Origin of the sequence: Myroides sp. DF42-4-2 (assembly GCF_030326445.1) — a bacterium.
Classification (GTDB): Bacteria; Bacteroidota; Bacteroidia; order Flavobacteriales; family Flavobacteriaceae; genus Flavobacterium.
Genome location: NZ_JACAKI010000001.1, coordinates 214,174 through 237,414, shown reverse-complemented (window position 1 = coordinate 237,414; position 23,241 = coordinate 214,174). Strand labels below are relative to the sequence as shown.

The window sequence follows — 23,241 nt, the reverse complement described above, 5'->3', positions numbered from 1 at the left end:
TCGTGGAAAGCTCTGCTTTTCTAAGAGGTTATACATACAAAAAAACAAGGCAAAGCGCAGCGGTGCCGTGGTTTTTCCTTGTGAAAAATACCCCTTCTAGGGAAAACCGTAGCGCAGCGTAGGTAATCCCTTCCTCTCTGCTAGGAAAACCACCAACGGATGTTGGTGGTTTTTTTGTGTTTATATACCTCGTGGAAAGCTCTGCTTTTCTAAGAGGTTATACATACAAAAAAACAAGGCAAAGCGCAGCGGTGCCGTGGTTTTTCTTGTGAAAAATACCCTTCTAGGGAAAACCGCAGCGCAGCGGAGGTAATCCCTTCCTCTCTGCTAGGAAAACCACCAACGGATATTTGGGTTATTAAATAGGCACTACAAATATCCGTTGTTTTGTATTTTGTTGACATTGTCCTATAGATTGAAACAACTATTTTTACCGCACGATTATAAATCCGCCCGATCGGGTGTTTACTATATATTCAATACTAACGTACAGATTGCCGCGCCATTGGGTCACTATAAATCTACTGCCAATATGATCCATTCAATTAATAATTCTCAAAGTACTACTACACAAGAATTATACTTAGGTAGCTATGACAGTATTCCATATACAGAGTTACAACACCCTATACAGAGTAAGCCCCTAACAAAAACCGATAAAAATCTATTGGTTTTCTGTCAGTGATTTACTTTCGAATAAATCGCGGTATCCACAAATTTTCCGTTGTGGTATTCCTTATCTTTAAAATAAGCTTCTCGTACAAAACCACATTTTTCAACTACGCGAATAGAGCCTTTATTCTCGGGATAGATAACTGCTTCTAGGGAGTGAAACCCCAGGTTGTTAAGTCCGAAATCAACTAAGCGTTGTAGTGCTTCGGAAGCATAGCCTTTCCCATAAAACGCTGGCAGCAACATATAGCCGACTTCGGTTCGGTAATGTTGGAGTTGCATGCGATAGAATCCCATCGTGCCGATCATTTCCCCTGTTTCTTTTAGGGTGATCGACCAATTCAGGCATTCTTTATTTTTCATTCGCTCGTCTAGAGAATGGATATAGTCTTCCGCCTCTTTTACATCTGTTGCTAAGGGTACGGGAATATATTGCATCACTATTGCACTAGAACGCATAGAAAATATAGGTTGAACGTCGTCTAAAGTGGTTTGTCTAAGGCGTAATCGATCCGTTTCTAAAACGGGAAATGTAGGTAGGTCTAAAGTTAACATGGTTTACATTCTTGTAATAGGCTTAAAAGTAGGAAAAAAAGCCTTGCTCTCGTCGAAAAAAATAGATTCTTATACCGTCAATACTATTTTAGCTATGCTAGCCCCCTACTATTCAGCAGCAGTGTCGCTCTCAACTCATCCCATCAGTATGTCAGCAAAAAACTTGTTCTTTGAGTACTTGTTTTTTTTATCTTTAAACAAAAAATGATGCAGAAAATTACTCTTTGTTTCTTCTTTTTGTTTTCGGTTCTTACTTGGGGACAAATCACAGAATTTAAAGCACCAGACTACGAAGCTATCGGCAAAGCGATACAGGATGAATCGTCAGATGTATACTATCCTAGGCTCCTGCGCCAGTTCAAGTCGAATACTACAGCACTAACCCCTCGTCAATACGAGCATTTATATTATGGTTATGCCCTACAAGACACCTATAATCCTGATATAATCTTTTCAAAAGAGAAAGAACTGAAGGCATACGCAAGTAAAATACCCGATAGGGCCGATGTTCCTCAAATCAAAGCTTTACTCCAAGAGGCATTAGATGAATTTCCCTTTGATTTTACACAATTGTTATTCCTCTCGTATTTGTATGATTTCACTGGTGAGGAAGAAAAATCAACACTCATTTCCAATCATGTTGAATCACTGGCTAAAATCATTAGTCGCTCAGGGAATGGATTGGCATGTGAAACTGCTTTTCACGTGATTGCCACATCCCATGAATCCTTTATGCTTGATCTTTTTTCCATAGCATCTATAAACCAACAAGTGGATGGTAAGTGTAATTTTTTTGAACTAGACCCTGAATTATATACCCTTGCTGGGTTGTATTTTGACGTAAGTCGATTACAGCAAGCAGCGTACAAAAAGAAAAATAAATAAAATGAATAAGTTAGAGAAAACAGCAGAAATGCTTGATGAAGCACAATTTTGGAGTCTGGTTGATGCCTCTTTAAAAAACACAAAAAATCAGGCGGAACAAGAAGCCTTTTTAATTCAAGCCCTTGAAAAATTAACGCCAAAAGAGCTAATTGGCTTTCGCTTGAGAACAGACAAACTCCTATACGACACCTATGATTCAAGGATGTGGTGTGCGGGTTACCTAATGAATGGCGGATGTTCCGATGATGGATTTGAATACTTTAGAAATTGGGTGATCTCCAGAGGAAAAGAAGTTTATGAAAAGGCAAAGAAAAATCCCGATTCACTCATCGATCAAAAAGACTGCGCAGAAGATGATTTATTCGACTTTGAAAGCTTTTGGTATGTGGCCTTAGAAGCGTTTGAAAATCAAACAGGAGAAGAGTTATACGATTATATCGATGAAGAGAATTTCGAATTGACAGAGGACAATTATCCTTCTTTTGAATTTGATTGGAATGACGATGAACCCGAGAGCATGCAAAAACTTTGTCCACAATTATACGCACACTTTTGGAACTAACTGATCTTACTGTCACTGACCGAAAGAGCTTTGCTGCTTTTTTGGTCCTCCTCCGTCAAAATTTAATCGACCATCCTGAAGAATGGGAAAATCAAAATTTACCTGACTTTTTAGATGCTTTGGCAAGTTATACGGAAGATATACAAGGCTATTACGACAACACCCAACAACGGATCAATGCTGATGAACCTAGTTGGGATACTTTTGCTACTATATTCAAAGGAGCCAAAGTATATGAATAAGAAGAAGTTATCTATAAATAGAAAGAATATGACACCTAAACGATAGTCAACCTAATAGCTCATTAATTTATACAAAGTGTTCAACCAAGAAGAAATAGAAACAACCCAATAGATCGAATATTCTCAATATTTACGATGTGATTTCATTAGTTTACCCCGATGATATGCAGTACATTTGAAATATACTATAGCCAAAAATAAATCATGAAATACCTCAATATCGGGATTGTTCTGCTTGCCATATCCATAATCACAAGTTGTAGCTTTACCAAAAATGCCAAGACATATGAATCCACGACGGAATCTTTTATTGAAGCCTTAAAACAAGAAGATTTTGATACTTGTCTTTCGCTTATGCAAATGGAAAATGGAAAAGGACAACGTCTAAATCCAGATACATTACGCGTAGAATTCACCCAGTTTAAAAGGATGCTAAACGCGCACTTTGGCGAAAAACCATATGAATATGAAGTAGTTAAATGGGAAAAGACGCTATCGACCAATCCTGAAGAAAGTACACCAACCAATGCAACGCGAGCATTTGTAGAATTCAACAACGGAGATGAGCTAGGCGTATTTCAGCTTCTATTTGACGATACCACTAATAAAATCCTAGATATTCGAGCTTTGGATATCAAGGTGAACAAAGCGGATTTACTGTTATTTTGGCTATTGGGGTTGATTCCCTTAGCCGTTGTTCTTTTCAATATTTATGTTATTCGCGAAATAAAGCGAAGTAATTTACAGAAAAAGTGGTTGAAATACCTCGCTGTAATTCTATTGAATGTGCCTACATTTACCTATACTGCTGCAGGGAACGCAACTTTTCACTTGCTGTCCTTCCAATTTCTTTTTGGTGCAGGATTTAGCGGTCAAGGAATAATAGAATCTGCCTGGTCTGTTGGACTCCCTTTAGGAGGATTGTACTGGCTATGGATGCTTAAAAGGTGGAAATAATCTTTATACTACAACATGATGTCTATCTTTTCCTATCACCTCACTCGACTTCCGCTGTTTTCCGCACTAAAAACATTGGCTTTCCCACCTAAAGCGGCAACAACACCGGGATTAATTCACGCGGATACTATGCATATTATGGTATTAGGATCTCCAATTTTATCGCCTTCCCGATTTTTGTTGCGTCAAATCGCAGTTTTTGCCCAATGGGAAAATGAAGAAGCACTCAATCATTTTTTAGCCAAAGATGTTATGGGAAAAAAGTTGGCAAAAGGTTGGCACATTCGCCTGCAATTTGCTCGACAATGGGGCACTCTTTCCAACTATCAAATACCGAGAGAAGGTACACCTATAGCCCTAGAGAATGAAGCCGTTGTAGCAATAACACTTGCTCGGATGAAGTATTTTCAGATTCCGCGTTTTATCCGTTGGGGTAGACCCACTGAAAAACTAGTTCGCGATCATCCTGCGACTACCTTAGCCTTGGCGTCCTTTAGTTTTCCGACGACCATTTCTACGTTTTCCATCTGGCCTTCTGTACAAACAATGACGGATATGGTGATGGGCCACAGTAAAGTAGAACAACCTCAGCGGCATAAAAAAGCCATGCAAGAACAAAGTCGCAAGGATTTTCACCTTGAGTTTAGCACTTTGCGCTTTAAACCTATTGCCGAATATGGAACTTGGCATGGACAACAACGCTTTGTACCTAAACCCAACCCAAAATAGAATAATATGCAACGCGTCTCTACCAAACAACGACTGCAGGATTGGTTTACCCAGCGATGGGTAATGGCAGGAGGGCGGAAACTCAATCCACAAACGACCCCTTGGCTTATCGGTCCTTTTGGAAAGGTGGGCGACGTGGGAGAGCAATTTATTTATCGATTGGCTAAAGAAGAACAATTAAGCGTTCAACGTACTTGCGTCAATACAGGTTTACTTCCTTCGATAAAAGCCCTGGGATTATCTCCAACTCAAGAGGCTCAGATTTCTCCTATTGTTGTTGACTTTTATGAGCGAACCTCATCGTATTACCTAAGTATGAGTCTACGCTGGAATCCGCTTTTTATTGGTTTTGGCTTTTTAGTAAATACGCTATTTAGCAACCGATTGAAACAGTTGTATATTCCTACAAATACAAAAATTAAAAATTCCCCCCTTACCAGCGAAATCATTCAACTGATAACACCCGAAACGAAAGAAGTTCGCTATACGTTTTGGTTGCGAACTCTTGCTTCTTGTGATAGGATCATTTTTTCAGGTGTTTATGGTAGCTGCCAATTGCCTTCGGGAGCTACTGCAGTAAAAGCCGTATTTCCCCTACCCAATGGCAACGCAACAGTATTGATGAATCCTCAAGTGGGTCAAAAAGGAGAATTAACCCTTAATTCTAGTGGTACAAGCTGGGGAGATGCAGGTTTTTACTTCCTCCTACAAGATGCACAAAACCAATATTGGGCGAAGTTTATCGCCTCTTTCAAAGATAAACTGACCGTCCGACCGCATACAACTGGACTACTCGCACAACAGCGCCTGAGACTTTGGGGATTACCGGTCTTATCCATCGTCTATCAAATCAACCTGAAAGATAAGCCCGATCGATCCAAATAAACTTGCGATTTTTCAACAGCAGAAGATTGCCTATTCCACACAAGCGGTTACTACCTAAAAGAAGAAAACGATTGCGTTACTCTTTTTTTGTGTGTTGAAACAACCAATTATACAAGTCGTTATGACGGTACAAATCTTCTACACTACCGTGATTCCCCCCTTTGATGACTTGCAATTCAACAGGTGCATCTGACTTGCACTTTTTAATGGCATTCATTATGTTTTTTGATTCTTTTAGTGGCACTATAAAATCCTTATCTCCATGGATGAGCTTAATGGGTACATTAGTCAAATTACAGGCATCTCTATTTTCACCACCACCACACATGGCAATAGCTGCAGCTAGGCGATTGGCGTACTTACTTGCATATTTCATGGTTCCGTAACCTCCTAAACTCATCCCTGTAACATAAATTCGACGCTCATCGATCGCGTAATGATCAATCATATATTGAACAATCTCATCTACCTTATCGGGATTCCACGGTCCGGAAGGCAATTGTGGAGCAACCAAATAAGCGGGGATCTCCAGTCCCTTTTTCTCAATTCCTCTCAAGGGACCATAGCGTTTAACTCGTTCAATATTGGTTCCGGATAAACTTCTTCCATGTAAAAAGATAACTAATGGATTCTTTTCTTTTACTTCAGTAGGGGCATTGACCCAAAACTGATAAGACGTTTGATCTAAAATTGCTTGAGGTTGAGCCCATAAGCTCAACGAAATCAAACTAATAAACAACGGAAGTATGCGCATATAATTTTTAACTAAATATAGATGTATTCTCTTATTTATTTATATAAATAAATAATTTTTATCTCCATCTTATAACAAAAATTTAAGTGAATACTATTTAAATAAAATCTTATTTTCTATTTATATCTACATTTTATCTACATTTGGTTTAAATATCACATACTTTTAAATATCAACCATGAAAAACACTATTAAACCAATTCTATTTGCTTCCTTGAGCTTATTCTTGTTCAACTGTAGTTCGGACGATTCCACTACCCCTCCACCACCTAAGTATTACATTGAAAAAACGCCCTACATAAGTGAAATCAAACAATACTTTTACGAGGAACCTGATACAACTAGAGAGGGTAATCCACAAGATAAAGCTATCGATATAGCCTACAACTTTTTGTATGATGCTGATTTCAAGTTGCAACACATCAACTATACTGATATGGTGTACAAAAATCAAGTGGTCGTACAACAACAAAACTTAAACCTACAACCAACCTTTGACCAACAAGCTCGCTTACAACTTTGGGAGATTAAAGAGGATGGAGCTGTGGTAGATAATTACGTCTACCATTACCAGAATGACCAACTACATGCTATAACCTATAACCTCAACTCTAGAGGCGGTAGTTTTACGAGTCAGCTTAGCTATAACGACAAGAATCAACTAATTTTGAACGAGGCCTTGGAAGCAAACTTGCTCATCGATTATAAGTATAACGCCAAAAATCAAATCGATAAAATGAAATTCAATGGGCAGAACATTGTTTTTACCTATGACGATAAAAAATCACCTTTCTACACTTTACCATTTGATTTATCAAGTATATTGATCAATTTCAACATGATTCTTCCTTATACCTATCACTTTGAGAATAATGTTACTTCAATTACTTTAGGAGGTGAAACACTGCATGTTGATTTTACATACAACACGGACGATCTTCCTACAAAAGCAGTGTACTACACTCTGGATCAAGAAGAGAAAATTGTTGATTTTGAAATTTATTTCACCTACAAAATGAAAGAGACTAAAATAGAACTAACGAATATATAAGTCGCCTTTTACGTATCGATCAAAACCGATGATCCCATACTGTTCATCGGTTTTTTATTTCCCTTTATTTTCAGCGATGCGCCTCTCGATAGTCTAATGGGCTCATCCCTACATATTTCTTAAAATAGCGACAAAACGTTGTAGAATCAGCAAAATGCAGTTGCTCCGCGATTTGATAGATCGGTAAATCCGTCGCTACTATGTAATTTTTCGCTTTGATTAACACCATTTCAATGATTACTTTCGAAATGGATGTACCTGTACGTTGGCGAATTAACGTGGTTAAGTACTTCGGGCTTAACTTCAGTTGGTCTGCATAAAATCCCACTGACTTTTCCACGAGGTAATACTGATGCAATAAGTTGTAAAACTGAAAGACAATCGCATCTTTTCTCGTACTGGGTTGCATCGCTTCCTCCTCTTGTTGATACACGCGATTAATCTGTGCAATAAACGAATACAAGAGATAGCGCAAAGCATCGTCCTGAAAAATAGACAAGAGGGAAGCTTGTTGTTGAAAGAGCTGCATATACTGTTCAAAAAGAAGTACATCGGCTTCCTGTAACCTCACATGGGGCTGTTCAACCAAGACATTCAAAAAATTGTAATTGGTTGGTAGTATCAGCTCATTCAGGGTGTGAAAATCAAAAACAAGATGAACAAATGCTAGATCCGCACTGTCTTGTTGTACAACAACTAATGACTGGGGTAAAAGCGTTAGTACACTCCCTTTTGACAAGTGGCACGTCTTTGCATTGACTAGAACGGTTGCTGATCCGCCCATGCAATACGATAGCACGATTTGCCCCTCTACTTCACCTCGATCTACATCATCCTGACGAAACAGTCTACTAGCCTTTATTACTTGAATTGTACTCATGCAATCGTTATTTTATCTACAAATATAACCTTTTGCACATTATTTGTTTCAAATAAACAACCAACTTTTTAATTGAATACTAGTACTTTGCATTTTAATAAAGATGAATAATGCAGACGAAACAACTGACACTAAACAACAAAACTTACACCTTGCACATCGCGTATCAAGCCAATGAACGCATGCGCCAGGCCTTTAATGCCATGACCTTTGATTTTTGGGAATTCACCTTTGAGCCCTACTATCAATCAGGTTACTGGGACGATAACTGTATCCTCTTCTCTCTTTTTGAAGGAGAACAGCTTGTTGCACATACCACCTTGAGTTTGTTTACAACCTATACCGCTGATCAACGCTTGCATTTGGGGCAATTGGGGACGGTGATGACCTTACCTAGCCATACCAAACAAGGGCTTTCGCGTTTTTTAATGGAGTCCATTTTTGAGTCTTACAACGATAAACTCGATGGCTATTTCTTATTTGCCAATGACACCGTCTTGGAATTTTATCCCAAATTCGATTTTTATGCTGTACCTGAACATCAGGCAAGTAAAGCGTTCTGTAAACAGCCCACTACGCATACCGTCCAACGATTAGATTTAACTGATATCACTGATTTACAGTGTTTTCAGCACTACCTAAAAAATGGTCACACAGGCTGTCGCTTTGATACCCGTAGCTATGGTTTGGCTCACTTTTACTGCTATGCCAATCCAGCATTTGGATATGCGGAATCCATCTACCTTATTCCGGAACTAGACACGCTTTTAATTGCCCAGCATGAAGAGGATGATCTCATGATCTACCAAGCCTATTACCTAAAAGACAACCTAGTAGATCAAGCGTTTAACGCCTTAGCTGATGCACAAACCAACCGGGTAGTCTTAGGATATACACCTATTGATACAGGTTATACCTATAATCCGTACAAAGAAGAGGACCTTACACTTTTCGTCAGTCCTGCACTTATAACCTACTTTGAAAAACAACCCACGATGATTCCCTTACTTTCTCATACGTAAAAGAAGGGGGCTAAAAAGCCTAAAAAACAAAATCCCGCCTTTTTTAGACGGGGTTTTTTATTGTTTGTCCCAATCGCACGGATCCCTGCTCGCGCAGATTTTTGTTTTTACATGAATGTAGACGAAAAAGAAGTGCTTCATTTCTTGCAGTAAATCGATAAAGGAGGTTGGGGTTTGTTCGGGTCTTGTTCGAGTCAGCTTCGAGTCAGCTTCGGTAAATCGGGCTTAAACCCCCGTAAATACGAAGGTTTATCGAAGAAGACCCGAACAACACTAAAACAAAACTAAACAAACAACTGAATAACAGCCATTTGTGTTATTTAATAAAGGAAAAACAACCCCTTTTTTGCTTTCTTCTTGCAAATCCTGTTGTACTTTTTATCAATCGTATAAGTTTTCGTATACCTTTGTACTACAGTACTTATAATAAACCGCTAATCATGCATAACTTAGACGAAATAGATTTAAAGCTACTCAACTTATTATCAGAGAATTCGAATGTAACTACTAAAGAACTCGCCCAACAAGTAAATCTATCTTCTACTCCTGTTTTTGAACGAGTAAAACGCTTAGAACAAGAAGGATTCATCAAAGGATATATCGCCTTGATTGATGCCGAAAAATTAAACCGTGGCTTTGTTGTTTTTTGCAATATTAAACTCAAACAACACGAACGCGTGATCAACAATAAATTTATTGAAGACATCCTAAACATTGAAGAAGTAGTTGAATGTTATAATATATCAGGGGAATACGACTTTTTACTGAAAGTGTACGCCAATGATATGCGTCACTATCAAGATTTTGTATTTAACAAATTGGCTATGGTCGACAGCATTGGTAGTACGCATAGTTCTTTTGTTATGCGCGAAATTAAGAATGACCACAACATTAAGATCAGCCTATTATAAATTGCCCCCCTTTGCTATGCCTCTTTTATTGCACGACTACAGGTGGCTAATCAGTTGGCTCACATCCGGGTGATATACAGCAGGCTTTTTCATGCTTGGCGTTCATTTTTTCTTCCATTAGAAATAAAAAAACCAAAGCATACTGCAAATTTTATTCATTTTCAGTACATTAATTCTTAGTTTTGTAAGAAAAGGAAGCTATGAAACATTACATTTATTTATTTTTACTACTAGCGCTTAGTGTTAGTTGTAACAGTACCAATAAAAATGCCGAAGATATTTTGCAATTTGAGCAAAAGGATTTTGTACAATCTTCTGACAACTGTATTGACGATGAGTGCACGAGAATTAAGCTGAGCGTTCCGGTGATCACCAACGAATCAAACGAAGTTGCAACAAAAATCAACCAACAGCTTATTGCTAAAATTGACAACATCATTGCGGTAGATGATAGAACGGCAAGCAGTAAAAATTTGGATGAGTTAACAGCCAATTACATTGCCAATTACGATGCATTCAAAGCAAAATATCCAGACGAGACCCTGCCTTGGAAAGCGGAAATAGAAGGTGATATTACCTTTTATAACGAAGATTTGCTTTCGATTGCTTTGGAGTATTATACCTTTGCAGGAGGGGCCTATGGGTTTAAAAGTGAAGTGGCGATGAACTTCAATCCCAAGACTGGGGAACAATATAAAGTAGAGGATTTGATTGGCAATTGGGAGGAATTACAGAAGTTAATGGCACTACAGCTCAAAGATAAAATGGACATCTGGACCAGCAACAATCAATTGGAATATCCTGAGAGTATTTTCTTTTACGAAGACATGGTTGGATTTCTATACAATGCTGTTGATGACGATGCGCAATACAATGGTCCGACGAAAATTGACTTCCCAAAAGCGAGTATTCTCCCTTTCTTAAAAATAAACCTCGACCCCAAGACAACAGAAAAATAAGCTTGATCCTTAACGCTCGACACCGTGAGTATTTATAAAAAAATTTTCCAACAAACAGCCATCTACGGATTGGCTGCTGTTTTTCCAAAAGTAATTGGTTTCTTTTTAGTTCCGTTTCACACGGACTTGATGAAAAATGACGCCTATGGTGAGTACAGCGTGATTTTTTCGATCATGATGCTGTTGAATGTTGTCTTGTCTTTCGGAATGGAAACGGCGTTTTTTAGGTTTTACAATACCCGAGATAACAAACAAGAGGTCATCAATAACAGTATGTTGTTTCTCAGCGGTACCACCTTAATCTTTGGGTTAGTCGGATTTTTCTTGCTCGACTTTTGGGCGAATCTCCTACAGATTCCCACCAACTTGGTGCAATACGTTTTATGGATTCTGATCTTAGATGCCTTGGTTATTGTTCCATTTGCCAAATTACGCGCAGATCAACGACCGATGTACTACAGCGCCATTCGCATTGGTAATGTTTGTATTTATTCCTTGTTGAATGTATTCTTCCTCTATTTCTTGCCTTTATTAGCGACAAATAACCCTTCCTCTGTTTTTGCATCGATGTATGTGGAAAACTTTCAGGTAGAATATATTTTCATTGCCAATCTAGTAGCAAGTGCAGCGACGTTTTTGGTTTTTACTAAGAACTATTTGCAACTCCACTTCAAAATCAACAAAGAACTATTGCAACAAATGTTGCGCTATAGTTTCCCCGTTATGGTGGCCGGATTGGCCTTTGCTATTAACGAGAGCTTTGACAAAATACTCCTACAGCGTTTATTGCCTGCGGATATTGCTTCTGCAGAAGTTGGGAAATATGCTGCTTGTTATAAATTGGGGCTGTTTATGGTACTCTTTAGACAAGCCTATACCTTGGGGATTGAGCCTTTCTTTTTTAACTACGCCAAAAATGACGATGCTCCAACGAAATACGCCACCGTAACCAAATACTTCATCTTAATGGGAAGTGCGATTATGCTGGGGGTTGTTGTCTTTTCTGACGTTTTAAAGGTGTTATTTATTCGCAATGAGAGCTATTGGGATGCGATGATTGTCGTGCCCTTAATTATCTTAGCAAACCTATGTATGGGGATTTACACCAACCTATCCGTTTGGTATAAATTGCGTGACAAAACCAGTATGGGGGCTTATATCTCCATTTTTGGTGCTGTACTGACTTTGATCTTCAACTACCTCTTGATCCCTATTTGGGGCTATATGGGTTCGGCAATTGCTACCTTGCTCGCCTATGGATCCATGATGGTCGTTTCCTATGTGTTAGGTCAAAAGTATTACCCTATCCCCTATGATAAAAAAGCCATTGGTTTATATATGGGACTGTCTATTCTCTTGTCGTATGTTTATTTTTATCACTTCAGAGAAAACTATTTCGTTGGCTTGATCGCGATTGTCCTTTTTGGATTGATGGTATACAGCCAAGAAAAAAATACGCTGAAACGAATGCTTAAAAAATAAAAATCAGATTGTACAATCACCAATAAAAAAGCCACGCTAAGCGTGGCTTTTTTATTTCTTCTTACTAATAAGAGGTTTGTATATTTTTATCTTTACTATACTTCATCGTATAACTCAGGCGTACTTTTTTCACTTCATTCGGTTGCAATTGAACCTCCCAAGTCACCAACCCTTTCTCCTCATTCACTATTCCTTTTGGCGATTCATCTAACACAATTTCAATAGAATTATCCGTACTGATTGGATATTGATCTTCTACTTGAACCGTAACCGCTTCTTTTTTGCTGTTTTTGACAGTAATCTCATACGTAAAGGTCTGTTCCTTCTTGGAGGATAACGTTTTCGTTCCTGACTTATCCGAAATTAACGTACGGCTAATGGAAATATTAGGATCTTTACCGATGTTTAGGCGCAGTTTTTCTTCTGTATTTTCTGTAGATAAATACGTTTGTCCGATATTCATACCATCGTAAATCACATTCGCTTGTCCAGGTAATAAATTGTGTTTACCATAGTCTTTAATCTCTGCTACTAAATACGCATTGGCGTCGAGTTTCGGTGCAGCATAAAACCTGTACTCCCCACTAATAGTAAACGTATTCAAGTCCACACTGTGGCGTTTGCCATTACTCAAAATCGAATACGGAATGGCAATGTCAAAAGTTACGTTCAATTCACTTTCACTTACCGTTGTATACTCTGCAAGAGTCTTTCTATCTTCGTATGAAACATCTTCAAGTGCTGGAGCAATCGATTCATAGCTATCGTAAGAGGTTATTGCATTTTCTGAGATTCTCGCAACAGATCCAGTTATTGAGCGTTTAGATAACGAGCCATACCCTGTAACAACCACTTCATTTTGTTTTTCATACTGTACAAACCACGTCTTCCACGTTGGTAGCGTATAATTTTGGTTTAATTTTCCAGATGTCAAGCTCAAACGCACATTGCGCCAATCGATTCCTGAAGTTTGAACCACTTGAGCCTTATACATCATTTTAATAGGCGCGTTCACCTTTTCTATACGCAAATCATAAGAAGGGACCCATTGTGCGCTATTGGTAGCATAATTAATGCGGAAGGGAACATTCCCCTCTTTTGCACTCATCACTTGTACAATCAACTTTCCTCGACTTACGCGTTCTGTTTTATCCCCACCTAGTGTTAATTGTCCTTTTAAATCATTCCACTTGGTCTCAATTACTTCCTTTTCCTTTTTCTTTACAAATAAGGCATTTTGTACTTCTTGACGTTTTTTTCCGTAATACTCTACCCATTTGGTTACATCGGTAAAACCGAAATTAGCAAAGGATTGACTCGTACTGGTGCGATCCAATAGATTAATAGTCTGCGTATCCGCATTAATTGCATTGGTTATTTTCTCCAACTGAAATTCCACTGCCGCAATACTATCGCGCAAGGGTTTCATCAAAGGGGAGTTATTGACGTTGTCATACTCTTCAATATACGCATTGGAAAACTGTACGGACATAACTGTTACGTCGTTAATCGACCCTACTTTGATGGTATTTTCCATCAATTGATCGGACACATTGGTAATCACAACTTCCGATAATCCTTTGGGTAAGGTGACTTGGGTATTTTGTGTTAATTCTGCTCCGTCGTAATACACCCGTGCGCTTTCTAAATTCGCTTTTGTGTACACGGGCTTTTGTGCCCACACAGCAACAACACTCAGTGCCATTGCTAAAACAATTCCTTTTCTCATCATGCTTTTTTTCAATTTTTATCCAAAAAGATGTTCGACAACATCTTCAATTTTCGTTACTACAATTACTTTTATTCCCGTTCCATGGTAGGATATCTTGTTGTACTTGGAAACGAGTATTTCCGAAAACCCCAACTTTTCAGCTTCTTGAATGCGTTGATCCACGCGGTTTATCGGTCGAATTTCCCCTGAAAGGCCGACTTCTCCAGCAAAGGTTACTCCTTTTTGAATGGAGATATCTTGATCGGAAGATAAAATAGCTGCGACCACACCTAAATCAATCGCAGGATCATCTACCGTGATACCTCCTGTTATATTTAAAAAGACGTCTTTTTGTCCTAAGCGGAATCCCGCACGTTTTTCTAGCACCGCCAATAACATATTCAATCGCTTGAGGTTATAGCCCGTTGCACTGCGTTGAGGGGTTCCGTAAACAGCAGTACTCACTAGCGATTGCACTTCCACCATGAGCGGACGCATCCCTTCTAAAGTGGCTGCAATTGCCGTTCCGGACAACTCTTCATCTTTGTGGGAAATTAAAATTTCGGATGGATTAGACACTTCGCGCAACCCACTGCCTTGCATTTCGTAAATACCTAATTCGGCCGTTGATCCAAAGCGGTTTTTATTCGCGCGCAAAATACGATACACGTGATTGCGATCGCCCTCGAATTGCAAAACGGTATCCACCATGTGTTCTAACATTTTTGGGCCTGCAATACTTCCATCTTTAGTGATATGTCCAATAATTAAAACAGGTGTTCCCGTTTCTTTGGCAAATTTGGTTAACTCCGCCGTAGTTTCTTTGATTTGAGAAACGGTTCCAGCAGAGGATTCGATATAATCCGTATGCAGGGTTTGAATGGAGTCAATAATCAACACATCGGGTTGAATTTCTTCAATCTGACGAAAGATATTTTGGGTATTGGTTTCAGTTAATATATAACAATTTTCGTTATTGGGATTGATGCGTTCAGCGCGCATCTTGATTTGTTTCTGACTTTCTTCTCCAGAAACATAGAGTACCTTATACGGCAAGCGAAGAGAAATTTGTAGGAGCAAGGTACTTTTTCCAATGCCAGGTTCGCCTCCTAGTAGTACCATCGACCCAGGTACAAGCCCCCCTCCTAAAACGCGATTCAATTCACCGTCCAGCGTATTCATGCGAATCTCTTCTGCACTGTCGATCTCACTCACACGCAAGGGTTTTGCAATGCGTTTTGTTGTGGAAGCAGTGGTACTAACCGCCTTCCATGCTGTTTTCTCTTCTTTTTGGATTACTTCTTCTACTAGTGTATTCCATTCCTTACACGTGGGACATTGTCCCATCCATTTAGGCGTTTGAGCCCCACAACTTTGACAGAAAAAAGCAGTCTTTACCTTTGCCATACAACCGTATACTTAAATTTTTAAATATCAAATTTACGATTAAATACCCAAATATGGATTCCTTGTTTATAGTTATGAAACATCCTAGTATTTTCTTACCGTCAAATGGAGATAAATACGGAGTGTGGAGGGAAATACCTCCTGTTAAGTATTTTTTACCGCGGTTTTTTTAATGATGTGTCTGCACCCATTGTTGAAAATCATCCACATAGGTTTTACCAATAGGTATGATTTTATCTTTTACAAAAATTCGATTGCGCTCAATGGTATCAATCTGATCCAAACGCACAATATAAGAGCGATGAACCCGCATAAAATATCCCATCGGCAATTTCTTTTCTAATTCGAGAAACGTATCGAGAATAATTATTTTTTCTGTTTTTAAATGTAAACACAAATAATCTTTCAATCCTTCGACAAAGAGCAATTCTTTAAAAAATATCTTGACCAATTTTCCGTCAGTTTTGACAAATAAAAAATCGGATTCTTCCTTTACTTGCGGAGCTAAAGCAGGGGGAATCAGGGGTTGCTCGATCGGTTGAAAATGCATTTTTGCCTTCTGAATACTCTTGTAAAAACGCTCAAAGGAAATAGGTTTAAGCAAATAATCCAACACTTGATACTCATAGCCTTTTAAGGCATACTCACTATAGGCTGAAGTCACAATATACTTGGTCTGATTACCTAAGATATCCATGATTTGCAAGCCTGTTAGCTCAGGCATTTGGATATCGATAAACAACAAATCAATGGCATTTTCTTCCACTATTTTCAATGCATCAAAGGTAGAAGTACTCGAACCAACCAATTCCAATTGCGGTATTTTTTTGGTGTATTCCGTCAGCAATGAAATTGCCAAAGGCTCGTCATCTAGGATAAAACAGCGAATGGGATTCATAATTCAATCGTTAAGTTACAAAAATACGTAGTTTCCGTTTGTGTAATAGTCAAGGTATGCCGTTGGGGATACTGCAAAGCGAGACGTCTTTTGATATTTTCAACTCCTATCCCCTGTTGTTTATCTTTTTGATACTGGTTTATTTTGTTGCTTGTCTCGAAAATCAATTTCCCTTCTTGCTGAACAATGCGGATTTGCAGTGGATAATTCTCATCGGTAATTTCACCGTGTTTAAAAGCATTTTCAACAAAAGGGAGCAACAAAAGCGGAGGTAATTGTAGCAGAGGTTGTTCAATTGTCTTTTCTAAAACAATAAAGTGTTTTCCATTAATACGCATACACTCCAATTCCATATAGTTGGTTATATAATCCCACTCTGCTTCAAGAGAGACCCATTTCTCTTGACTTTCATAGGTGATATACCGCATCAAATGACTTAATTTCTCAATAGCAGGTAAAGCTAAATCCGATTTTTGGTACACCAAATAATAAATATTGTTCATGGTATTAAAGATAAAATGCGGATTAACTTGAGATTTAAGAAAGTTAATTTCTGCTTCTGTCTTCAATTTTAATGCTTCTGTTTTTTCTTTTTGCGATTGAACAAATTGAACAACAACCCAAATAGTAATGGAAGGAACAATGCTCAAGCTGGCAAAATAAAGATTGTCTACAATATAGAAAGACGTCGGCAGCATGGGGTTATAATTGGTAAAACCAAAAAACACAAACAATAAATATTCCTCTATAAAATAACGCAATCCGATAAAAACAGAATAGATGAAGATAATCCCCAAAACAATGCGCCACAACTTCTTTGACCCGATGAATTTTGGAATCACATATAAATAATTCAAATAAAAAACTACGCTACTCAAGAAGGTAAACAACAGCGGATAGTAACGAAATACTTTTTTCTCAGCTGCATCTCCCCAAAATGCGAGTTCAAACTGCAAATTATCATAATTAAAGTACGTCGAACTGCGGACAATAAAAATGAGCCAGAAAACGATATGAATAATCCAAATTTGCTTCTTTGTCATAATATTTTTGCTAAATACACGCTTTAAAGGTAAGGCTAAAATCAAAACCACTTGACAAACTTCGACCAACACCACCAAATATCCGACGAACATCACATCGGAAAAAAGAGGACGTTGGTCGAAAAAAAATAGGAGGACACAGATGCATTCGCATCTTTGCTTCAAACACATAATCATGAAGTATAGCCTACTCTTTTTTTTGGTTTCTCTTTATTCATTCGGTCAGACTGTTCAGGTAAAAGGTCAGATTTACGAAGGAGAACGCCCCACCGAATTCACTGAAATTCGCTTAACCGACAAGACATCGCAAGCCGTTGTCCAAACCTATACCCAGGCTCAAGGAACCTTTGTCCTTTCCGTTGTTCCAGCTTTTTACCAATTGGCGCTGTATCAATACAACCAAGAAGTCTATCAGGTGGATCTTGACCTCACACATGATATCGACCTAGGCAAGATTACTCTGGAGGAAACAAAACTCTTAGAAGAAGTACAAATTGTCGCTCAAAAACGTTTGGTAGAACGAAAAATTGATCGCTTAGTTTTTAATTTAGAATCTGCCGTAATCGGAACAGGAGGCAATGTCTTAGAAGCCTTAAAGGTAACTCCTGGAGTACAGGTTTCTCCCTCCAGCATTTCGATAATAGGTAAAAATCAAGTCTTAGTTCTACTTGACGATCGCCCAACGTATTTATCTGGCGATGAGCTCCTTCGATTTTTAGAAAGCATCAATAGTTCGGATGTAAAGAGCATTGAAGTGATGACCACACCTCCCGCTAAATATGAGGCAGAAGGAAACAGCGGAATTATCAATATCATTACCAAAAAAACACCGAAAGACACGTGGAATGCAACCTTAGGTTCTACATATCAACGCAGCAAGCGAAATACATTGCGCTACAATGCAGGATTTAACTTGAACCAAAAAAGTTGGAAGGCTAAAGCAACAGCGAATTTTGGCGATGCGCGTTTTCTTCGTACATGGAGCAATGACTTATTCTATACCGATGAAACTTGGGAAAACCGTGCCACCACAGATGGGAAAAACAAATATTACAACCTCAATTTAGACCTCTCATACCAATGGAGTAAAAATTGGGAAATGGGAATTAAATTAGCCAATAACAACTACGATTTCAAGGGAATCATGGAGGGGAAAAACGCGCGTTTCCAATCCAAAGGAATTCATTCCTTTATTACTGAAGACTCCAATGAACAATCCAAATCCGATCGTTTTATACTATCCTATTTCAATGAAATTAAACTAGATACCTTAGGAAAAAAAATAAGCTTGGACTTAGACTACATTAGTGGTAATCAGCCGAGTTATCGCAATTTCACTTCTGAGACACTCGATCCATTGTATCAACCAATCCCTAAAAGCTTTATTGAAGGAGGAAATGACAATCAAAACACAATTGATAATTACATTGGAAAACTAGATCTAGACCTTCCTTTTTCAGGGGTTACCCTTAATGTAGGAGCTAAAATTGCCACTTCAAAGACGAAAAACAAATTGCATATTTACAATTCAACTCTTCCTACTGGAATACAAAAAAATCAATTCGATTACCGCGAGAACAACCAAGCCTTTTATGTGTCGGGAACCAAAACATGGTCAGAGGCCTTGACCCTTCAAGCGGGTTTACGAGTAGAAGCCACACAAACGAAAGGATATGCTGCCGCATTAGATCAAACCAATAGAAATAACTATGTCAAATTCTTTCCTACATTGTATATCAACTATCAATTAAACGAAGAACAAACCTTGGGATTTAATTATGCAAGACGAATTAACCGCCCAAATTTTGAGAGTTTAAACCCGACGCGCTCTACCATTAACGCATACAGCTATCACGAAGGAAATCCGTTTTTAAAGCCGGCCTATACAACAAATATAGAATTAATTCACACCTATAAAAAAATAGAGTCCAAGCTGTACTACAGCCACATGAAAGACGGTATTTCACAAGTTTCTCAAATTAATGCCGAAACAAAACACTACAATTACATATGGATGAACTACGTAGAGGTAAAAGAAATCGGACTATCCGAAAGTCTCTATTTTAAACCAACTCCGTGGTGGAATAGCTCGAATGAATTTACCTTGACCTACTCTTCTGCACAACCTGTTTTAGAAAATGAAGCAGAAGTAAAAGGAACAGCTGCATATTTTTCAACTTCTAATGATTTTATTTTGAACTTACGCCAGACTCTCTTTGCAGGTTTTCAATACACTCAAAGCTTTAAAGGAGTATCCAACAACTTCCATTCCAAAGCTTATGCGGATCTAAACCTAAACGTGAAATATCTTTTAATGGATAAAAAATTAGAATTATCACTTCAATTGAGCAATGTGTTAAACAGCGTGTATTCTACCTATAAAGAGACAACAGAAGCAATGCAGCGCTTTCAAAACCATTGGGACAACCGCACAGTTCGCTTCTCGGTAAATTATAAATTCGGACATAGCACCTTGAGAGTGAAACAAAGAGCAAATGCCTATGAAGAAGAACTAGGCAGAATGTAGTCTTAGGATTTTTTTGTGTGATAGAGCGGTAATACAAAGAAAGATAAAGCCCCTAACACGACAACAATAGCGGTTTGTGTGGTCCACAAAATCCAACCAAAGGCGGTTCCTGCAACAGGAGAGATGTGGTAGAGCACCAAGAGTTCGGCTACAATTAACGGAAATGCACCGAAGCCGCCATTGGTAAATGAAACGGCAAAACTACCAGCAACAAAGGCAGACATAATCATGGGAAAAGTCAATATACTCGTTTCATTTAAGGCCAACGTACCAAAGAAAAAAGTTGCGATATACCCAATCCAAATGAGCAACGTATAAAACAAAAACCCCAGTTTAGCAGGCATTTTAAAAATGCTGTTTACCCCTTCAACGAGTCCTTTTAGCTTGCGTTTCACAAATAAAATAGGCTTCCAAGTCAGCAACATAAATGCAGCAACACACACGCCTAAAGCAACGAGGGCAAGCAAGCCAACCTTCAACAATTGCTCAACAGGAACATAGCGCAAAAGAAAGTGTTCCAATACGTCATATTGCAAAATAAGCGCTGTAAAAACGCAGAGTAACAGGCAAATTAAATCGACCACGCGTTCAGAGACAATACTGCCAAAGCTCTTGTCAAAGGGAATCTGCTGATACTTTTGAAGCACCAACGCTCGAGAAACCTCTCCCGAACGGGGAACGGTTAAATTCATTAGGTACCCAATGTTAATCGCCATAAAATTAGTGGCTGTAGAAGAAGTATATCCCATATAGTTCAAGGCATACTTCCATCGATGGGCACGTGCCCAAAGACTGAGAACAGAAAAGATTGAAGCGATGAAGATATACCTGTAGTTTGCTCCTTTAAAGTGCAGCAACATCTCTTCAATCTGTTCTTGAGTAAATTTTGAAAATGCGTAATAAACTAAAAAAACTCCCAACGCAAGTGGGAGTAGAATATGGATTAATTTATTAACGGTCTTCTTCAATATGCTAAATTAAGTTAGACTATTATTCTCCTCATTTGGAAAAACAATAGCAGGTCTAAAGGTCTTAGCTTCTTCAAAATCCATTATTCCGTACGAAATAATGATCACGATATCTCCTTGGTGCACTTTGCGTGCAGCAGGTCCATTTAACGTAATTTCTCCACTGTTTCTAGGCCCTGGAATAGCATACGTTTCAAAGCGCTCCCCATTGTTGATGTTCACAATAGAAACTTTTTCACCTTCAATCATATTAGCAGCCTCCAATAAAGCTTCGTCTATTGTAATACTTCCAATATAATGTAAATCGGCACCTGTTACAGTTACACGATGAATTTTTGATTTTACTACTTCAACTTGCATTTCGCGATAGTTTAGTTAAAAGATAAATTGTCAATTAATCGAACCCCTTCAATGTGAGCAACCAGAAAACCTCTGTACTTGCGTCCTTCCTCTTTTGAGTTAGCCACTTTTAGTGTTTCTTCCTCAGCAATTGTAAAGTATTCGAGGTCAAAGGTAGAATTATTTTTAAATTGAGACTCAACAAATTGATTAACTTTTTCAATCTCTTGTGTTTTAAACAACTCCCGTGCTTGTACTAAAACCTGATATAAAAACGTCGATTGCTCCAAGCCTTGGGCAGAAATACGTTCATTTCTTGAACTCATGGCTAGTCCATCCGATGCTCTAAAGATAGGAACTCCTATAATTTCCACGTTGAGCTCTTCTTTTTCCACTAGTTTTCGAATGATCTGCAACTGCTGAAAATCCTTCTCTCCAAAATAAGCTTTGGTCGGTTCAACCAATTCAAAAAGTTTTTTAACTATCGTGCCTACGCCATCAAAATGACCTGGACGCTGTGCCCCCTCCATTTCGAATTCTAATCCGTCGTAATCGAACTTTTTAGCTACCGTTTCTCCGGCGTACATTTCCTCTACTGCCGGCGAAAAAACAACAATTTGATCTGATAATGAGCGGATAATCGCTAAATCTCGCTCTAATGTACGAGGATATTTGGCCAAATCTTCCGCATTATTGAACTGCGTTGGATTGACAAAAATACTCACCACAGTACACCCATTTTCTCCTAAAGATTGCTCCATCAAAGAAAGGTGACCGCTGTGTATTGCTCCCATTGTAGGGACTAAACCAATGGATTGGTTCGCCTTGTGAAAAGTCTCTAAATATGCTTGTAATTCGACTTTTGTATGAAAAAGAAACATCTACTACCTGTTTTAAATAATGGCAAAATTAGTTAATTCGAGAAATAACTCCATAAAATTTCGTAAATTTGCACAGTTTTATTTATTTCAACAGAAACTATTTTTGAAGATGAAAGATAAGAGGATATTGTACGTATCATCTGAAGTGGTACCTTATTTAGCAGAAAATGAAGTTTCATTAATGTCTTATGATGCGCCTAAAATGATTAATGAACAGGGAGGGCAGATAAGAATTTTTATGCCGAAATACGGTAGCATCAATGAAAGAAGACACCAATTACACGAAGTAATCCGCCTATCGGGGATGAATCTCGTAGTGAATGATATGGATATGCCTTTGATAATCAAAGTGGCTTCTATTCCTAAAGAGAGAATTCAGGTTTACTTCATCGATAATGATGAATACTTTAAAAGAAAATCAACGTTTTCCGATGAAGACGGTGTATTATACCCAGACAACGACGAGAGAGCTATATTCTTTACCAAAGGGGTAATCGAGACTATTAAAAAACTGAACTGGGTGCCTGATATCATCCATGTACAAGGTTGGATGGCTTCTTTACTACCTACGTATTTGAAGAATTACTACAAAGACGAAGCTATTTTTGCTGATACTAAAATAGTTACTTCTGTGTTTAACGAAGGGTTTGAAGGAACTTTAAGCAGCTCAATGCACAATAAAGTAGCCTTTGACAACTTGCCAAAAGAAGATATTGCAGATTTTGAAAAAGCAACTTACCACAACATAATGGTTAATGCAGTTAAAAATTCGGACGGAGTTATCTTAGCTTCTGAAAACATCCCATCAGATTTAACAAAATATATACAATCTTCAAATAAACCTTTCTTACCTTACGCTACTAAAGAAGAATTTGCTGAAGCATATACTACTTTTTACAATCAATTTTTATAATACTAACG

General features: G+C 38.3%; 23 protein-coding genes. 13 read left to right on the top strand and 10 right to left on the bottom strand.

From position 1 onward, the window contains the following. Window positions 1–678 precede the first annotated feature (678 nt). Window positions 679–1,227 carry a GNAT family N-acetyltransferase gene (locus HX062_RS01035; RefSeq protein ID WP_286465987.1) on the bottom strand — a complete coding sequence of 183 codons (549 nt, stop codon included), beginning with the start codon at window positions 1,225–1,227 and terminating at the stop codon, window positions 679–681. A 204-nt stretch (window positions 1,228–1,431) separates the two neighbouring features. On the opposite strand from HX062_RS01035, the gene HX062_RS01030 reads away from it, so the two are divergent. From HX062_RS01030 to HX062_RS01005, 6 genes are all read left to right on the top strand, one after another. Continuing rightward, entirely contained in the window at window positions 1,432–2,112 is a 681-nt protein-coding gene (locus HX062_RS01030; RefSeq protein WP_286465985.1) for a DUF4919 domain-containing protein, read from the top strand. 1 nt (window position 2,113) lies between these two features. Then, a complete protein-coding gene (locus HX062_RS01025) occupies window positions 2,114–2,674 on the top strand; it encodes a DUF4240 domain-containing protein (protein WP_286465984.1) in 561 nt (186 codons plus the stop codon). Beyond that, the gene (locus HX062_RS01020; protein ID WP_182628729.1) at window positions 2,665–2,916 is read left to right on the top strand and encodes a DUF7660 family protein; all 252 of its coding nucleotides are present in this window, start codon (window positions 2,665–2,667) and stop codon (window positions 2,914–2,916) included. Before HX062_RS01025 ends, HX062_RS01020 begins: the two co-directional genes overlap by 10 nt. Window positions 2,917–3,120: 204 nt before the next feature. Beyond that, window positions 3,121–3,873 (top strand): hypothetical protein, encoded by a 753-nt coding sequence (locus HX062_RS01015; protein ID WP_286465982.1) that lies wholly within the window; start codon window positions 3,121–3,123, stop codon window positions 3,871–3,873. 15 nt (window positions 3,874–3,888) lie between these two features. Beyond that, window positions 3,889–4,602 (top strand): hypothetical protein, encoded by a 714-nt coding sequence (locus HX062_RS01010; protein WP_430530036.1) that lies wholly within the window; start codon window positions 3,889–3,891, stop codon window positions 4,600–4,602. Window positions 4,603–4,608: 6 nt separating this feature from the next. Next, the gene (locus HX062_RS01005) at window positions 4,609–5,487 is read left to right on the top strand and encodes a hypothetical protein (protein WP_286465981.1); all 879 of its coding nucleotides are present in this window, start codon (window positions 4,609–4,611) and stop codon (window positions 5,485–5,487) included. Window positions 5,488–5,563: 76 nt separating this feature from the next. Here the strand turns inward: HX062_RS01005 and HX062_RS01000 are convergent, their stop codons facing one another. Beyond that, complete coding sequence (locus tag HX062_RS01000) at window positions 5,564–6,241, bottom strand: carboxylesterase family protein (protein ID WP_182628726.1); 678 nt, start codon at window positions 6,239–6,241, stop codon at window positions 5,564–5,566. Between the two features lie 178 nt (window positions 6,242–6,419). Here HX062_RS01000 and HX062_RS00995 point away from each other — a divergent pair, with 178 nt between their 5' ends. Continuing rightward, on the top strand, window positions 6,420–7,292 hold the full coding sequence (locus tag HX062_RS00995) for a hypothetical protein (RefSeq protein WP_182628725.1): 873 nt from the start codon (window positions 6,420–6,422) through the stop codon (window positions 7,290–7,292). Window positions 7,293–7,362: 70 nt separating this feature from the next. Here the strand turns inward: HX062_RS00995 and HX062_RS00990 are convergent, their stop codons facing one another. Continuing rightward, on the bottom strand, window positions 7,363–8,172 hold the full coding sequence (locus HX062_RS00990; protein ID WP_286465978.1) for a helix-turn-helix domain-containing protein: 810 nt from the start codon (window positions 8,170–8,172) through the stop codon (window positions 7,363–7,365). Window positions 8,173–8,282: 110 nt separating this feature from the next. Between HX062_RS00990 and HX062_RS00985 the strand changes: the two genes are divergently transcribed. The 4 genes from HX062_RS00985 (at window position 8,283) to HX062_RS00970 (ending at window position 12,546) form a co-directional block, all read left to right on the top strand. Then, window positions 8,283–9,194 carry a GNAT family N-acetyltransferase gene (locus HX062_RS00985; RefSeq protein WP_286465976.1) on the top strand — a complete coding sequence of 304 codons (912 nt, stop codon included), beginning with the start codon at window positions 8,283–8,285 and terminating at the stop codon, window positions 9,192–9,194. Between the two features lie 440 nt (window positions 9,195–9,634). Next, window positions 9,635–10,105, top strand: a complete 471-nt coding sequence (locus tag HX062_RS00980; RefSeq protein WP_182628721.1) for an Lrp/AsnC family transcriptional regulator — start codon at window positions 9,635–9,637, stop codon at window positions 10,103–10,105. A gap of 200 nt (window positions 10,106–10,305) precedes the next feature. After that, window positions 10,306–11,064 (top strand): PdaC/SigV domain-containing protein, encoded by a 759-nt coding sequence (locus tag HX062_RS00975; protein ID WP_182628720.1) that lies wholly within the window; start codon window positions 10,306–10,308, stop codon window positions 11,062–11,064. Window positions 11,065–11,088: 24 nt separating this feature from the next. Beyond that, entirely contained in the window at window positions 11,089–12,546 is a 1,458-nt protein-coding gene (locus HX062_RS00970) for an oligosaccharide flippase family protein (RefSeq protein ID WP_286465971.1), read from the top strand. Between the two features lie 64 nt (window positions 12,547–12,610). Here the strand turns inward: HX062_RS00970 and HX062_RS00965 are convergent, their stop codons facing one another. The 4 genes from HX062_RS00965 to HX062_RS00950 all read right to left on the bottom strand — a co-directional run bounded on the left by HX062_RS00965 (window position 12,611) and on the right by HX062_RS00950 (window position 17,605). Continuing rightward, the gene (locus tag HX062_RS00965; protein WP_286465969.1) at window positions 12,611–14,278 is read right to left on the bottom strand and encodes a DUF4139 domain-containing protein; all 1,668 of its coding nucleotides are present in this window, start codon (window positions 14,276–14,278) and stop codon (window positions 12,611–12,613) included. 15 nt (window positions 14,279–14,293) lie between these two features. Next, the gene (gene radA, locus HX062_RS00960) at window positions 14,294–15,664 is read right to left on the bottom strand and encodes a DNA repair protein RadA (RefSeq protein ID WP_182628718.1); all 1,371 of its coding nucleotides are present in this window, start codon (window positions 15,662–15,664) and stop codon (window positions 14,294–14,296) included. Between the two features lie 169 nt (window positions 15,665–15,833). Further along, window positions 15,834–16,562, bottom strand: a complete 729-nt coding sequence (locus tag HX062_RS00955) for a LytR/AlgR family response regulator transcription factor (RefSeq protein WP_182628717.1) — start codon at window positions 16,560–16,562, stop codon at window positions 15,834–15,836. Further along, a complete protein-coding gene (locus HX062_RS00950) occupies window positions 16,559–17,605 on the bottom strand; it encodes a sensor histidine kinase (protein ID WP_286465966.1) in 1,047 nt (348 codons plus the stop codon). Before HX062_RS00950 ends, HX062_RS00955 begins: the two co-directional genes overlap by 4 nt. Window positions 17,606–17,780: 175 nt before the next feature. On the opposite strand from HX062_RS00950, the gene HX062_RS00945 reads away from it, so the two are divergent. Beyond that, window positions 17,781–20,132, top strand: a complete 2,352-nt coding sequence (locus HX062_RS00945) for a TonB-dependent receptor domain-containing protein (RefSeq protein ID WP_286465964.1) — start codon at window positions 17,781–17,783, stop codon at window positions 20,130–20,132. A gap of 2 nt (window positions 20,133–20,134) precedes the next feature. Here HX062_RS00945 and HX062_RS00940 read toward each other — a convergent pair whose 3' ends face one another. From HX062_RS00940 to panC, 3 genes are read right to left on the bottom strand one after another with little or no spacing between them, the layout of a single operon-like run. Further along, window positions 20,135–21,100, bottom strand: coding sequence for a lysylphosphatidylglycerol synthase transmembrane domain-containing protein (locus HX062_RS00940; protein WP_286465962.1), 966 nt, complete (start codon window positions 21,098–21,100; stop codon window positions 20,135–20,137). Window positions 21,101–21,109: 9 nt separating this feature from the next. Continuing rightward, window positions 21,110–21,460 (bottom strand): aspartate 1-decarboxylase, encoded by a 351-nt coding sequence (gene panD, locus HX062_RS00935; protein ID WP_182628713.1) that lies wholly within the window; start codon window positions 21,458–21,460, stop codon window positions 21,110–21,112. Window positions 21,461–21,471: 11 nt separating this feature from the next. Next, entirely contained in the window at window positions 21,472–22,320 is an 849-nt protein-coding gene (panC, locus tag HX062_RS00930; RefSeq protein ID WP_286465959.1) for a pantoate--beta-alanine ligase, read from the bottom strand. A gap of 109 nt (window positions 22,321–22,429) precedes the next feature. On the opposite strand from panC, the gene HX062_RS00925 reads away from it, so the two are divergent. After that, entirely contained in the window at window positions 22,430–23,233 is an 804-nt protein-coding gene (locus HX062_RS00925; protein WP_182628711.1) for a glycogen/starch synthase, read from the top strand. Window positions 23,234–23,241: the final 8 nt, after the last annotated feature.